This window comes from Bacillus sp. A260, assembly GCF_009861435.1.
GTDB classification, from domain to species: domain Bacteria; phylum Bacillota; class Bacilli; order Bacillales; family Bacillaceae_G; genus Bacillus_A; species Bacillus_A cereus.
Genome location: NZ_CP046398.1, coordinates 1,615,624 through 1,631,252, shown reverse-complemented (window position 1 = coordinate 1,631,252; position 15,629 = coordinate 1,615,624). Strand labels below are relative to the sequence as shown.

Genomic DNA, 15,629 nt, shown 5'->3' with positions numbered 1-15,629 from the left:
TCCCTAAGTCTAATAACTTAGGGACATTTTTCTATTTAACTAACTAATCGTGTAATTCGTTTCTTTTGCCATGAAAGCTTATAATATGCATACTGTAATATTAAGCTGACAATAAATGCTGCTGGATACCCGATCCAAATGCCTTCTATTCCAAGACTTGTATGGTAAGAAAGATAATATGCTACGGGTACTTCTACAAGCCAAATTGAAACAACTCCAATAACAGTTGGCCAAAGTACTGTACCGCTCGCTCGCATTGTCGCACTAATAATTTGTGCATGACCGAAAATTAAATAACTCCATAATGTAATCATAACTAAGCTATGAGCAATTTCAATTGTAGTTTGACTCGTTAAAAATAGTGATAAAATGTCTCTTGAGAATACGTAAATAAGAGATATTAACACACCACCGATGACGTAGTTCATAATAATTCCGGCCTTCACAACTTTCTGTAATCGATCAAATTGATTCGCACCAATCGATTGTGCCGCAAAAATGGAAACTGTAATACCAAGGCTAACTGCTGGCATTTGTACATAACTTGCAACTTGATTCACAACGCCGTAAGCAGCTGTTGCATCCGAACCGTAACGATTTACAAATGCGATTACGGCAATTTCAGATAATGAAACTAATATCATATTAATACTCGCTGGAATACCGAGCCTTAGTAATAGCTTTAATAACTCCCCATCCATTCGAAGGTATTTTCTAACCGTTCCATCTAGTTGTAATGGGTGATTTTTCTTCTTTAAATACACAAGCATGACAATAAACGTAATAACTGTAGATATAACAGATGCATAGGCCGCTCCATACACATCTAATTTCGGAGCTCCTAACCATCCAAAAATAAGAATCGGTAATAAGATCATATTTAGCGCTGTACTTACAATTAAAAAGTAAAATGGCGTTTTAGAATCTCCTGTACCTCTCATAAATGTTGTATATGCGAAATATAAAAATAATACTGGCATCGATATAAATAAAATCCGTGCATAATGTACACTTATTTCAATAATATTTTCTGGCGTTCCCATTAGACGCATAATATCCATTGCAAAAATACTGCCTATTATCGCCAACACAACTCCAATAATAAAGGTAAACGTCAACGTCGTACCAACGATAGCTTTTAAACGATCTTCATTTTTAGCACCAAACGCCTGACCAATTAAAATAGAGCTTCCTGAACCGATACCAATTACAAATGAAACGAGCAAGAAAAATAATGGGAAGAATGCTGATATAGCCGCTAAATCATTAACTCCAAGCCATCTTCCTACTACTACCATACCAAATAATTGTCCAACTGATTGTAGTACATTACTTAATAATAACGGTACTAAAAACATCGACATCGATTTCCAAATCGGTTTACTCTCACTTTCCAACTTATGTGACTCCGCACCTTCTTTATTGTTATCTGCAGGTGGTTTCAAATTTCATTTCTCCTTTTATTAAACATCTATTTTCAATCTCTATCTCTTTGTATAGTTGTTATAATACTGTGCTTCTATTCATTTTCTTTTCGTATGATTATAACTTCACCCAATATTGACTTCCATCGGCTGTTCGATCTAAAAATCCATATTCGATTAAATATCTTCTTAATGTTACAAAATCAGGGTATACATTTTCTATCACTGTATTTACTTCTTTTTCAGTATACTTTTTATTACTATCAAACTTCTTCACTAAATGGCGCAATATAATTAATTTACGCTTTTGTTTCTTCGGAAATTTAGAGAGAGGTCCATCTAATCCTTCTGTAAAATGAGATTTTAATACTTCATCATTTTCTTCTTCCGTAATATTGTATCGATCATCCACCATCGTTGCTGTTCTATGAATTGGCACAAATTTCGTTTGTACTTTTGATTTTTCTTCTGATAATTCCATTAGCGCTAAAAATACTTTTGCTTGCTTCATTTTCTCTCGCAGTGTAAATCGATGATTACGAATTGTTGATGTACTTCCGCCATCCATCTCTTTTACAATTTCTTTATCATTCAGTCCCATATGGAAAAACTGAACCATTTTCTTTTGTAAATCCGTTAAACCAGTAAATTTCTTATCCATATTTAACAAATAATCAAACATAGACGTATGCTCATTTTGAATATGCAATTGGACGAACTTCTCTGCTTCATACAAAATTTGGTTATCTTGATAAATAACACCTTTAATAAATGTTTCACCACAAGCTAAGCAAATGTACTCCTCTTTTTCTTCATCAAACACATACCCTTTCTTTAATTCCTCTATTGACGCATCCCAAAACTTCTCTGAAATATCGCTCATACTAAACACTCCTTCAAAATGTTTATTTAAAACCAAACAAATCAATATATCGTTTATTATTACTTCATCATCTTATCACAACACAAACAAACATTTCAACGTTTCGTTTGCCCATTTTATAAACTTTTATAAAAACATCTAACAAAAGGGTTTAATACAACGAAAAGCGAATATGTTTATATAAATTCATTTTATAGGATGTGAAATAGAACATAAATATTCTTCAAGACCCTTAGTTTACCGTTAAACAAATTGCACAGAATACATATGCGATTAGTGAATATGGAACTGGTATTCACTCATTCCAAAACTTCAGTATTCAATTTTAACTACAAAAAAGATGTTTTCGTATAAGAAAACATCCTTTACTTTTTATATATTCTATTTACAGTCTCTACTAAAACCTTACTTGCTTGTACAAATGTATGCTTTCGATTTCTATCTTCAACAAATTTATTAGCACAACTACTCATAATGATCATACAACTAATTATGACTAACGCTATCTTTCTATTCTTGTAAGTCACTTTATGCCACTCCACTATTACAAAACTTCTTTTGAATTTATCCCATCAAGAAATTTTACATGAATAATAAAACGCGCGAATATGCAATTCTGCATATTCACACGTTTTATCACAATGTTATGATTTAATTTAGTTAAAGAACAAGTATACCGAGGTGACTAACTTGAAATTTAAAGCGAAAAAAAATCCATTCCACGTCATTTTCATTACATTATTTATAATTTTTTTTTTCGTTTCGTTATTCTTCCAAAATGAAAATTCTATTTTTTTCACTCTCATGATGCTATTAAATATCGTGAATCTTTCTTCATTCTATTTCTCTCACTACAACATAACGGAATCATCTCTTGTTGTAAAACACGGTTTCATTTTTCATACTGAAATTCCATTTGAAGATATTCGTCACGTTAAATACTCTGGTAAAAAACTTCATTCAAAAAAATGGACTAGACAACAATTAGAAATCCATTACAATTTATTTGACTCAGTGACCACTTTCGTACCACTAGAAGAAGAAAAATTCATTTCACTCTTAAAAGAGAACTGCCCACAGATGAAAGTAATGAATACGCCTGCTAACAAATAATATATTTTGAAGCTTGTAGTATTGCAAGTAGATGAAACATAAAAATGAACATCAAAAAAGCCAAGATTCTATACTAAGAACCTTGGCTTTCTCTATTACTCTTTTGGAGCAATCATTTTCTTTGGATCTACAATTTCATCAAATTTCTCTTCTGTTAGTAGCCCAGATTGCAATGCTGCTTCTTTTAAAGTTAACCCTTCTTTATGAGCATGCTTCGCAATTTTCGCTGCATTTTCATATCCGATATGTGGGTTTAGCGCTGTTACAAGCATTAGTGAACGATTCACATTTTCATTAATTACTTCTTCATCTGCTTCAATACCAACTGCACAATTGTCATTAAACGAAACAATTGCATCCGCTAATAAGTGAGCTGATTGTAAGAAGTTATAAGCAATAACAGGTTTAAATACATTTAACTCAAAGTTACCTTGGCTCGCAGCAAATCCGATTGTTGCATCATTCCCCATCACTTGCGCTACAACCATCGTTAATGCTTCACTTTGCGTTGGATTTACTTTCCCTGGCATAATAGAGCTTCCCGGTTCATTTGCTGGAATAATAATTTCTCCAAGACCACTACGTGGACCACTTGCAAGCCAACGTACATCGTTAGCGATTTTCATTAAATCCGCAGCTAATGCTTTTAATGCACCGTGAGTATATACAACTTCATCATGGCTCGTTAATGCATGGAACTTATTTGGTGCAGAAACAAATTGTTTACCTGTAAATTGACTAATTTCCTCTGATACCATCTCACCAAATTTAGGATGAGCATTGATACCTGTTCCAACCGCAGTTCCACCAATTGCTAACTCTTTCATATATGTATTGCTCTCTGCAATCATACGCTCTGTTTTTTCAAGCATACGGTGCCATCCGCTAATTTCTTGCCCTAAAGTTAACGGCGTTGCATCTTGTAAATGTGTACGACCAATTTTTATAATATGTTCAAATGCAGTTACTTTTTCTGCTAAAGTTTCTTTTAATTTCGTAATTGCTGGTAATACGTGATTTTCTACTGCGATTACACAAGCTACATGAAGCGCCGTTGGAAATGTATCATTTGAACTTTGTGACATGTTCACATCATCATTCGGATGAATATGTACGTCAGATCCCTTCTCTTTCAAAATTTGATTCCCACGATTTGCAATTACTTCATTCACATTCATGTTTGACTGTGTACCACTACCTGTTTGCCATACGACAAGCGGAAAATGTTCATTCCATTTCCCTGCAATCACTTCATCCGCAGCTTCTACAATTGCTTCTGCTTTTTCTTCTGATAGCTTTCCTAATTTTTGATTGCTAAGCGCTGCACTCTTCTTTAAAATTGCAAATGCTTTTACAATTTCAAGTGGCATTTGCTCTGTTCCAATTGGAAAGTTTTCTTTACTACGTTGTGTTTGTGCTGCCCATAATTTATCAGCTGGAACTTTTATTTCTCCTAATGTATCTCTTTCAATTCTGTACTCCATGTTTTCATCCCCTTGAAAATATAATACCTACATCTCTTATAATAACAGACTTTCTCTTAAATGATAAGAATTCTCACTCTTATATATAGATATTCTATATTTATTTTAAAAAATTCCTCTTGACCTAAACTTAAGTTTAGGCTGTATCCTTTCCATTGTAACCTACTATAACACTACTGGAGGAATTCAATATGAAAAAATATGCTTTTATAACAGGTGCAAATAAAGGAATTGGATATGAACTTGTTCGTCAATTAGCAGAAAAAGATTATCACGTATTTTTAGGTGCTCGTAATGAACAACTTGGACAACAAGCCGTAGAATCTTTAAATGTTTCAAACGTTTCCTATATTCAAGTAGATATTTCAAATTCACAATCCATTCAAGAAGCAATAAAGAAAATTTACGAAATGACTGACCACTTACATTTATTAATTAATAACGCAGGCATAGCGCTAGACTTCAATACACTACCTAGTGAATTAAATATTGAAACTTTACGCCAAGGATTTGAAGTTAATTTTTTTGGAACTTTCCAAATGATGCAAGCCTTTTTACCATTATTAAAGAATTCAAGCAACAGTAAAATCATAAATGTAACAACTGACATGGCCTCACTAACAATGTTTGCTAATGGTGAAACACATCCAATTAATACACTAGGATATAATTCTTCCAAAACAGCTATTAATGCTTTAACATTAGCTTTTAGTAAAGAATTTTCCACTAACGGTCCCGAAGTATTTGGGGTAACTCCTGGTTTTACAACTACGGATCTTAATGGAAATTCCCCCGGTGGCCATACAACCACTGAAAGTGCTAAAATTATTATTAAATATGCATTAAGTGAAACAAACTATAATGGTAAAATACTTAACAAAGATGGCATTATACCTTGGTAATAAAAGGATGAATGATATGTATTATACAATTGGGCAAGTCGCCAAAATGCAACATTTAACTATTTCTCAAATACGTTATTACGATAAACAAGGACTGTTTCCTTTTCTGCAAAGAAACGAAAAAGGAGATCGAGTTTTTGATGAAGAAGCACTGAAATATTTAGAAATGATTTTGTGTTTAAAAAACACCAGTATGCCAATTCAAAAAATAAAACAATTTATCGACTGGTCTATGGAAGGAGAATCTACCATCCTTCAAAGGTTAGAATTAATGAAACAACAGGAGACCAATGTCTTACAGCTCATGCAAGACACTGAAAAAAACTTAAAAAAGATACAACAAAAAATTGCTAAATATGAGAATGAAATAACTTCAGCAAATGCTATTATAAAATAAAAATCACCTTCTACATATTGTAGAAGGTGATTTTTATTTTATAATGCTTGCTTTCCTTTATCTGCATCATCTACATACCAGATGAATTTGCCTGTATATCCGTAAATAACTGCTAAAATTAACGATACGAAGCTTAACCACATAAACGGAACGTATGAGAACGTTGCTACACCTAAAATACCAGCCATAAAAATACCATTATCAGACCATGGAACCATACCTGAAGTTAACGTTCCACCTACTTCTGAGTTACGCGCTAATACACGACGGTCTATTTTTAATTTATCATAGCTATCTTCCATAATTTTTGGTGTTAAAATTAGTGATACATACATCGCACAACCAAATATATTAGCTAAGAATGCCACGATTAATGTAGACAATGTTACATTACCTGCAGAATTTAATTTCTTCTCAAATTTTGATACGATTACTTTTAAAACACCTAGTTTTTCAAGTAATCCACCAAATCCTAAACCGAAAATAATAACGGCTACTGAGCCAAGCATGCCGTTAATTCCACCACGGTTTAATAACTTGTCAACAAACTCAACACCAGATTGAATTGAGAATCCGTTATAAGCTGTTCCAATCGCCTCTCCAAAGTTCATCCCTTGGAAAAGAGTTGCCCAAATTGCACCAATTAAAGCTCCCATTGCAATTGTTGGCATAGACGGTTTCTTCATCGCTAATAGAACGATAACAATGACCGCCGGAACAAGCATCCATATTTTAATATCAAATTGCTTTAATAAAGCTTCTTTTAAAAATTCTACTCGATTCAAATCTACATTATCGCCGCCATACATCCAACCAGCTACAGTAAACATAATACTAGTAATAATATAAGCCGGAACATCTAATACGAGCATAGCTCGAACGTGAGCAATAACATCTACTTTCGCCATAGAAGCTGCAAGAACTGTGCTATCAGAAAGTGGTGATAATTTGTCGCCGAAATAAGCTCCTGAAAGAACTGCACCAGCAACAAGCGGAAGTGGTAAACCAAGTCCTTCACCAATCGCCATCATAGCAATACCTGCTGTTCCCACTGTTCCCCAAGACGTTCCTGTTGCGATAGAAGTTATAGAACAAATAATTAATGTTGCTAATAGGAATATGCTAGGGTGAATAAATTCTAATCCATAATAGATTAATGTTGGTACTACCCCACCAGCAATCCATGTTCCAATTAAAGCACCTACTGCAACTAAAATCAGTATCGCTTCTAATCCGTTAGAAATCCCTTTCGTAATTGCATCTTGCAATTCTTGATAACGAAATCCTAATCTTAATCCAAGCGCAATTACTAAAAACCATGAAATAAATAGCGCTAATTGAATTGGGAGATCAAAAATCGTTTGGAAGGAAAAGACAACAGCAAGAAATAGTAATAAAAGAACTATGATTTCTAGCATCGATGGTAATCTTACACTTTTCATTTTTTTCTCTCCTTACAAGTCGATAACATGACGTATGTCGTCTTACATGTATGTAATATACAATTAGCGAAGACAAAACAAAATTTTCATATTATTTCGATTTATTTTTCCAGTATAATATATTCACAACCCTTTCTATTGTAAAAGTAGATTACGTTTTTCGCAATGAAAAATATAAAAAATGTTGTATTTTTATTTATCCCGATATTTTTGGCCAATAAGACCTCCGCCTTAAAATTCAGTAAGTGCAAAGCACTTAGGTAAGAAATTAACTACTGTAAAATTCCGAATCGATATGAACATATTAAAGCTTCACTTTATTTACAAGGAACAATCCCATACTAACTTTTTTAATATTTGCTGCAACAAAACTTTTTACAACTATCTTCACTTTTTAATTCACACCATTATTTTCTACATAAAAAATAGGGCACACATCCTTAAAATGATGCATGCCCTATCTTTATTTATACATATTTTGTATTTTTTCTTTATTTTTAAGTATTTCCTCAAACTTATCACTACAACCCTTCGGAAATAACACTCCCAGTCCATATGAATGTGCAAATTGAAAATGAGGGTACTTCGCTTTTACCTCATCCCAAAACTTATACACGCCGAAATCACCACTTCTAACTTCAATATCATGAAATAATACAATACCGTTTTTCGCGACTTTCGGTAGCCATGTATTATAATCGTGAGAAACAGCTTCATACGTATGATAGCCATCAATATGCAAAAGATTTATCGTTTCATCTTGAAACCGGTCTACAGCATCATCAAAAGTAGATCGAATTAAATTTCCTATATTAAGGTAGTTATCGCTCACTACTTTTTCTACTATTTGAAAAACCCCTTCTCCATATGGACCTGTATGCCCATCTCCAGCCCAAGTATCTACTGCAAAGCATTTAGTCGATAACCCTCCATCTTTTACTCCTTGACAAAAACTGAAGAAAGAAGCACCTAGATGTGTACCTAACTCAACTAAAGTTTCTGGTTTTTCAAATCGTACTAAGTCATATGCAAAATCTAAATGTCCACTCCACGCAGATTGTGACCGAATAATAGGACTAAATGTTTCAAATTCAAATGATGGTTTATGAGTAACCCAGTTCATCGCATAACTCCTTCTGCACATATTTTTAACAAACCAAATTACTCTTATCTTTATTTTTTTATCGCCTTGATTATGATTCTATTTCATGAAAATATGAAGAATTTATTCTTTTCTATTGAGGTAAAGATTCATATACATATGGGTCAGTTGGCTTATTAATTTTCTCGATTTTGTTTACTTTTACAAGTGGAAAGACTGTTCCTTTATATGTCGTTTCATCTAATAATCCTGTTATTTTCACCCATGTTTCTTCTGGAATTTTTTCAATATTTTTCCCAGTAACAATCATCCCCCAGACTGATGCATCCGCAATACAACAAGTTATACCATATCGAGCCACTACTGCTTTATTACCCGTCACATCTTTATCCTTATATATAAACCCTAAAAATGTAATTTCTTTTCCTTTAAACCAATTAACATTTTGACCAATTACATTCATTGTTTGAACATAGTCCTTATCCTTTACTTGTAGTTTACGCTGTCCTAACATACTTTTTACTACTTGCTCTTCCGTTTTATAAGTCGTTGCTAAATTTGATGTTTCTTCTGGATCCACGGATACTTCTCGCCCATCAAACTTAACCTGTTCCCCCTCTTTTTCATTCCTTTCCAGACTTCTCGACTGTACACTTTGATTCATACCCCTTTTTCCTGCTAAACTTCCATCAATTGTTACACTTCCAAAGAGAAAAGCACTAACTATCGGAACGACAAATAAAACATATACAAAGAAACTTTTTATCCCTGATTTTGATGTTGTATGATGTTTACAACAATTACAATCATGCTGTTTTTCTCTTCCATCCCTCCAAACTTGTACAATACCAAAAATTAAAATTACTACAAAAGCTATATACGTAAATTTGATCATTTTTGGAGCTATAAAATTATAAATATTCCCTGTTACAAGTAGTTTAAATAAGAGCATTGCTAAACCAATTAAAATAATGCCACGAATATAGCAATGATATGCCTTCTGCTCCTCTTTCTCCATTCTTTCTCACCTCCTATAACATTATGATTTGCAGGATGGTATACACAGATGCAATGACAATTCCGATCAAAAAGAATACAAATCTCTTTTGAAAATATGCAAATAGCATTAACGTATTTTTCATATCAAGCATAGGCCCAAATACAAGAAATGCGAGAAGTGCCTTTACCGAGAAAACATGTCCAAAAGATGCCGCTATAAAAGCATCGGCTGCAGAGCAAATTGATAAAACATAACCAAATCCCATCATAATAAAGGGGGCAATTACTTCGTTATGTGCTACTGCATCCAGTACATTCCGATCAAAAAACGTTTGAAATACACTTGCTAAAAAAGCACCAATCAATAAATACTTACCAGTATCAAAAAACTCATCTACAATATGATTCATAACATCTTTCCAACTCTTTTTATTGCTTGTTTGAACTGAAACCTCTATATCTTTTAAAACATTTCTTTCGCGATAGCAATAATACACAATTAGACCTATGAATAGAGCAACTAAAATTGTTATCCCAAAGCGTGCATATACAACGTAATCATTTTTTGGAAACGCATATACAGTAGATAAAAGAACAACTGGATTCATAATGGGTGCACTCAGTAAAATAACAATGCCTACATGAAGTGGTAACCCCTTTTGAATGAGCCTTCTTACAATTGGTATAATGACACATTCACACATTGGAAAAAGAACTCCCACAAATACTGCCGGAATCATTGCAACAATCGGAGATTTCGGCATTACTTTTTGAATCATATCTTCTGTCACAAACACTTGAATACATGAAGAAACAATTACCCCTAATAAAATAAAGGGTATTGCTTCAAAAATGATACTTAAAAATACTGTATTCACATTCAACCATTCCTGTGGCATATTTTTGTGCAAATTTGCTAGACTTGTAAAATCTACAAAAAATAATAAAAAGAGAAACATAGCGATAAGAGCTATGCCTACTAATTCTTTTGAAACTCTATTAAAGACCAAGCTTCTCGCCTCCATTTTATTTATATGTAAACATGTGCTTGTCCAAATGCTCCATACTACAGCACAAATTTTATAGTCTATTTCTATTCTTAAATCGTAATCATTATGATTTATTCTTGCTTTTTCTTTTCCCATCGTTTAACATAAAACGTAATCATTACGATTTAAAGGAGAGATCATTTCATGAAAAAAGTACCTATCACTGTATTAAGTGGTTTTTTAGGATCTGGAAAAACTACCTTACTACATCACATTTTGACTAATAAGAATAACTTAAAAGTAGCTGTCATCGTTAATGACATGAGCGAAGTAAACATTGATGCATCTCTTATAAAAAAGGGTGGTTTTTCACGTACGGAGGAAAAACTAGTAGAAATTCAAAATGGCTGTATTTGTTGTACACTACGAGAAGATTTAATGATAGAAGTGAATCGTCTTGTTGAAAATGGTGATATTGACTATATTATTATTGAATCTTCTGGTATAAGTGAGCCTATTCCAGTTGCTCAAACATTTACTTATACAGACGAAGTTCTTAACATTGATTTAACAAAAAATTGTCGCCTCGATACGATGGTTACAGTTGTAGATGCAAATAGGTTTTGGGATGATTTTGCAGACGGAGAAAGTTTATTAGACCGAAAACAAGCAATCGATGAGAATGATACCCGGGAAGTTATTGATTTATTAATAGATCAAATTGAGTTTGCAAACGTAATTATTCTTAATAAAATAGATTTGCTAGAAAAAGAAGATGTGATAGAGCTTCATCATTTACTAAAAAAATTAAATCCTAATGCAAAAATTCTTGAAGCTTCGTTTAGCAAAGTACCATTACAAGAAATTTTAAACACAAATCTATTTAATTATGAAGAAGCTAGTCAATCGGCCGGCTGGATACAAGAATTAAACAGTGAACATCATACACCGGAAACGGAAGAATACAGTATCAATTCCTTTGTTTACCGCCGCAAATATCCTTTCCATCCCGAGCGCCTTATGAATTGGCTAGAAAAATGGCCTTTAGATGTTGTAAGAGCGAAAGGATTCTTCTGGCTGGCATCTCGTAATAATATGATAGGGCTTCTATCTCAAGCAGGTTCCTCTATTACAATTCAAGGAGCCGGTGAATGGATAGCCGCATTACCTGAAACTGAAAGAAATCAAATGATTGCAGAAGAACCAGAAGTATTAAAAAACTGGGACGAGCGATATGGAGATCGAATAACTGAGCTCGTATTTATCGGTATTGATATGAATCGTTCTGTGATTGAACAATCATTAGATGATTGTCTATTAACAGAAAAGGAAATGGGACAAAAGTGGAATACATTTATTGATCCTATTCCGGCTTTTACTTATACTTCATAATAATTAATAAAAGGCTTCAGTAGAATGAAGCCTTTTTACTTTATAGCACTCTTATTTAATAGGTTTGCTTTAATTATAAATACAATTGTACCTAAAACAATTAATATAGCATATACGATACCAACTACATCCCCTATTTTTTCCAAGCCAAGCGGTAATATTATAGTAGCAACTCCAACTATATAAGAAAATGCTCCTGAAAGCTTCGCTAATTTATTTTTATCTCCAACAAACGTTTCTTCTTGATATCCTGCTAACAAAAACAACCTCTTTTTCACATGTATTTGATACCCTAAAAAAATGATAAGTAACCCAACAAATAAACAAACTAAAAATCCAGCTAACATATACTCCCCCTCCTCTACAATATTTTACTATACATAAAAAAAATAAAATTAGAAATTTCAGTTTATTAATGAGTTATTCTGTGATATATTGCATATTGTATTCAATTTATATTTTTAGAAAGGAGAATTTTAAATCATATGGATTCAAATCGATTAAAAGGAATTATAATGGTCATAATCGGTGCTTGTTTATGGGGCTTGTCTGGTACAGCTGCACAACAGCTTTTTCAATATGACAATGTTTCAACCGAATGGTTAGTTACGATCCGCTTACTTATATCTGGAATTATTTTGCTCATTATTTCCTCATTCGGAACGAGAAAAAAAGAGATATTTGGCATTTGGAAACAAAAATCTGATGCTATTAAAATGATTTTGTTTGGTCTATTCGGTATGCTTGCTGTACAGTATACGTATTTCGCTTCAATTAAAGAGGGAAATGCTGCCGTGGCAACATTATTACAATATTTAGCTCCTATATTCATCACTGTATACTTACTTTTCAAATGGAACGTTCGTCCATCAAAAATTGATTTCATTTCAATTACCCTTTCATTAGTAGGCACTTTTCTCTTACTAACAAACGGGTCTGTTCATAACTTGGCTGTTTCTACACCAGCTATTATTTGGGGTATTTTATCTGGATTATCTCTCGCTTTTTATAGTTTATATTCAAAGGAATTGTTAGAAAAATGGTCTTCCTCCGTTATCGTTGGATGGGGCATGATTATTGGGGGTATTGGTGTAACGATTGTACACTTTATTTCTACAAACGAATTCATTTTATTATCAACTATGAAATATGTAAAACTAAGTACCCTACCGCTCATCATATTTGTCGTCATTTTCGGGACACTTATTGCCTTTTATTTATACTTAGACAGCATACGATACCTGACTCCGAAAGAAACAACATTATTTGGTTGCACAGAACCACTCGCAGCTATTATTTCTTCTGTACTTATATTGCACGTGCCATTTCAATCTTTTCAGTTATTAGGCGCTTTTTGTGTCATTGTAATGGTGCTCATCTTAAGCCAAAAACCGGATGAAGGGAAACAAAAATTAAAGCTTGTTCATGCAAAAAAGGAAAATATACAATGAAAGGATTGAATTCACTATGCCTGTCCCTCAAAATTATAAAAAACCAGGAAGAATTTCAGCAAAATCACTCGTTTTAAATCAACTACAAAATTGGATTATTGAAGGTGTACTGAAGCCCAATGAAAAAATTAATGATGGGGAATTGGCTGAGGCACTAGGAGTAAGCAGAACACCTGTAAGGGAAGCACTTCAAATATTAGAGCTTTCTGGATTAGTGGAAATGGTACCAGGGCAAAAAACGAAAATTGCTCCTATTAAGTTAGACGACGTATCTATCATTTATGAAACGATGGCTGGTCTTCACTCTATTATAGGAAAGCAAGCTCTTCAAAACATTACAGACGCTGATATTCAAATACTTTCTGAAATAAATGATCATTTTCAGCACTCTATAGAGAAAAAAAACGCAAAACAAGCTTTAAAATTAGATATACAATTCCACAATACAATTTCTTCTATTGCTAAAAACCAATATATTGAACCCTTTCTAGAAAATATGCAACTTCACGTTTTACGTCTTGAATATTTGTTTTTCCAAAACTTTGTTCCAGCAAGTCAATCTATTGAAGAACATCACTCTATCATTCAAGCATTACAGAAGCAGGACGAAAAACAAATGGAACAAATAATGACCCAAAACTGGCTCCGTCCCATGAAAGAAATACAAAAAATAATTTCTACGAAATAAAAAGAGAGCTGGTTACACAAAATCGTAACCAGCTCTCCTTTTACTAATCTATATAGCTACGCCTGAATATTTGCATAATCTTCCATATCTTCGTACTCTTTTTCCAATTCCTCTAAAGACAGCTCGTATAATTGTCGGTCGCGAATCTTAAACACACCTGCTCCAATTAACTCATCAATTAAATGCCTCTTACGATTTTCAACAGCAAAACGGAGTTGACTACTCATCTTTTAAAAAACTCCTTTCTACGATCATTGAAAATGATAATCTTTATCAATTACCACTTTTGATTATAAAAGATGACTCTTTATAAGTAAAGTAATTTCATGAAATATTTACCTTGCAAAGTATTTGTGGCCACATTATATATATGTATGCCGTGCGAAAAATGTTATGACACTTTTTCTTATCCTTTTTCTTTCATACTTTGCAAGTTGTCTCATCGTGATGAAATTCACCATCTATTTCTACTTGAATGGTGACATGTTCTACATGAAACTTCTCCTTTAATACATACGTAGCCTCTTTTAATACACTTTGCGTTTCATTCCCTTTAATAATCAAGTGGCAAGTTAATACTTGAAAATCCGATGTGACAGACCATATGTGCAAATCATGAACTTCTTTGACAATCGGAATATTTAATAATGTACTTTTTACCTCTTCAACATTTATGTGCTGTGGTGCACCTTCCATTAATATATGAACCGTATCACGTGTTACACGCCATCCACTAATAATGACTAAAATAGACACAAGAATACTAGCAATCGCATCTGCAGCAGTCCATCCGAAAAATTTAATAAGTAACGCAGCAATAATCGCTCCGACGGAACCCAATAAATCGCCTAGTACGTGCAGGAAAGCACTTCTTAAATTCAAATTACCTTTCACATCTCCGCCTCTCATTAATATCCAAGCTGATAAAATATTAATAAGCAGACCAAGGACTGCAATAATGAGCATCCCATTACTAGCAATCTCAACTGGTTCTTTAAAACGACGGATTGCTTCAATAAAAATGTATACCGAAATGACAATAAGAACGACACCGTTACATAATGCTGCTAACATTTCGACTCGCTTATATCCATATGTTTTCACAGTTGTTGCTGTTTTTTCTCCGAGCTTAAACGCAAGTAAACTTAAAGCTAAAGATACTGCATCACTTAGCATATGCCCCGCGTCAGATAGTAGTGCTAAGCTATTTGTTACAAATCCACCAACAACTTCTGCAATCATAAAACTTGTTGTTAGTAGGAAGGCAATTAGTAATGCCTTTTTATTTTTTGAATGACCATGATCATGCGAATGTCCCATACTTATACTCCTTTAAGTACAATATCTGTATGTTAGTATGAAA

The 15,629-nt window shown here is 33.2% G+C and carries 16 protein-coding genes; 6 read left to right on the top strand and 10 right to left on the bottom strand.

Annotation, left to right across the window (positions count from 1 at the left end):
- Positions 1-35: 35 nt before the first annotated feature.
- Positions 36-1,445, bottom strand: coding sequence for an MATE family efflux transporter (locus GD442_RS08420; RefSeq protein WP_000804124.1), 1,410 nt, complete (start codon positions 1,443-1,445; stop codon positions 36-38).
- 97 nt (positions 1,446-1,542) lie between these two features.
- Entirely contained in the window at positions 1,543-2,307 is a 765-nt protein-coding gene (locus GD442_RS08415; protein WP_098213810.1) for a DUF2087 domain-containing protein, read from the bottom strand.
- A gap of 690 nt (positions 2,308-2,997) precedes the next feature.
- On the opposite strand from GD442_RS08415, the gene GD442_RS08410 reads away from it, so the two are divergent.
- The gene (locus GD442_RS08410; RefSeq protein ID WP_000669063.1) at positions 2,998-3,420 is read left to right on the top strand and encodes a PH domain-containing protein; all 423 of its coding nucleotides are present in this window, start codon (positions 2,998-3,000) and stop codon (positions 3,418-3,420) included.
- 95 nt (positions 3,421-3,515) lie between these two features.
- Here GD442_RS08410 and fumC read toward each other — a convergent pair whose 3' ends face one another.
- Entirely contained in the window at positions 3,516-4,904 is a 1,389-nt protein-coding gene (gene fumC, locus GD442_RS08405; RefSeq protein WP_016513042.1) for a class II fumarate hydratase, read from the bottom strand.
- A gap of 191 nt (positions 4,905-5,095) precedes the next feature.
- On the opposite strand from fumC, the gene GD442_RS08400 reads away from it, so the two are divergent.
- Together GD442_RS08400 and GD442_RS08395 are read left to right on the top strand one after the other, a co-directional pair.
- Complete coding sequence (locus GD442_RS08400) at positions 5,096-5,806, top strand: SDR family NAD(P)-dependent oxidoreductase (RefSeq protein WP_000759545.1); 711 nt, start codon at positions 5,096-5,098, stop codon at positions 5,804-5,806.
- Positions 5,807-5,822: 16 nt separating this feature from the next.
- Positions 5,823-6,203 (top strand): MerR family transcriptional regulator, encoded by a 381-nt coding sequence (locus GD442_RS08395; RefSeq protein WP_159365074.1) that lies wholly within the window; start codon positions 5,823-5,825, stop codon positions 6,201-6,203.
- Between the two features lie 38 nt (positions 6,204-6,241).
- Here the strand turns inward: GD442_RS08395 and nhaC are convergent, their stop codons facing one another.
- The 4 genes from nhaC to GD442_RS08375 all read right to left on the bottom strand — a co-directional run bounded on the left by nhaC (position 6,242) and on the right by GD442_RS08375 (position 10,771).
- The gene (gene nhaC, locus GD442_RS08390) at positions 6,242-7,645 is read right to left on the bottom strand and encodes a Na+/H+ antiporter NhaC (protein ID WP_134207725.1); all 1,404 of its coding nucleotides are present in this window, start codon (positions 7,643-7,645) and stop codon (positions 6,242-6,244) included.
- A 463-nt stretch (positions 7,646-8,108) separates the two neighbouring features.
- On the bottom strand, positions 8,109-8,768 hold the full coding sequence (locus GD442_RS08385) for a class I SAM-dependent methyltransferase (protein ID WP_088349704.1): 660 nt from the start codon (positions 8,766-8,768) through the stop codon (positions 8,109-8,111).
- A 112-nt stretch (positions 8,769-8,880) separates the two neighbouring features.
- On the bottom strand, positions 8,881-9,765 hold the full coding sequence (locus GD442_RS08380; protein ID WP_134207726.1) for a TIGR03943 family putative permease subunit: 885 nt from the start codon (positions 9,763-9,765) through the stop codon (positions 8,881-8,883).
- A 13-nt stretch (positions 9,766-9,778) separates the two neighbouring features.
- On the bottom strand, positions 9,779-10,771 hold the full coding sequence (locus GD442_RS08375; RefSeq protein WP_170871713.1) for a permease: 993 nt from the start codon (positions 10,769-10,771) through the stop codon (positions 9,779-9,781).
- 168 nt (positions 10,772-10,939) lie between these two features.
- On the opposite strand from GD442_RS08375, the gene GD442_RS08370 reads away from it, so the two are divergent.
- Positions 10,940-12,127: a GTP-binding protein gene (locus GD442_RS08370; RefSeq protein ID WP_000757668.1), complete on the top strand. Its 1,188-nt coding sequence runs from the start codon at positions 10,940-10,942 to the stop codon at positions 12,125-12,127.
- 35 nt (positions 12,128-12,162) lie between these two features.
- Here the strand turns inward: GD442_RS08370 and GD442_RS08365 are convergent, their stop codons facing one another.
- Positions 12,163-12,474: a DUF3784 domain-containing protein gene (locus GD442_RS08365; protein WP_000879373.1), complete on the bottom strand. Its 312-nt coding sequence runs from the start codon at positions 12,472-12,474 to the stop codon at positions 12,163-12,165.
- Between the two features lie 138 nt (positions 12,475-12,612).
- Here GD442_RS08365 and GD442_RS08360 point away from each other — a divergent pair, with 138 nt between their 5' ends.
- Positions 12,613-13,578, top strand: a complete 966-nt coding sequence (locus tag GD442_RS08360; protein WP_000378077.1) for a DMT family transporter — start codon at positions 12,613-12,615, stop codon at positions 13,576-13,578.
- 16 nt (positions 13,579-13,594) lie between these two features.
- Positions 13,595-14,266: a GntR family transcriptional regulator gene (locus GD442_RS08355; protein WP_002040907.1), complete on the top strand. Its 672-nt coding sequence runs from the start codon at positions 13,595-13,597 to the stop codon at positions 14,264-14,266.
- 56 nt (positions 14,267-14,322) lie between these two features.
- On the opposite strand, the gene fbpA is transcribed toward GD442_RS08355, so the two are convergent.
- A complete protein-coding gene (gene fbpA, locus GD442_RS08350; RefSeq protein ID WP_000098302.1) occupies positions 14,323-14,493 on the bottom strand; it encodes a Fur-regulated basic protein FbpA in 171 nt (56 codons plus the stop codon).
- Positions 14,494-14,686: 193 nt separating this feature from the next.
- Complete coding sequence (locus GD442_RS08345; protein WP_000510038.1) at positions 14,687-15,586, bottom strand: cation diffusion facilitator family transporter; 900 nt, start codon at positions 15,584-15,586, stop codon at positions 14,687-14,689.
- Between the last annotated feature and the right edge of the window lie 43 nt (positions 15,587-15,629).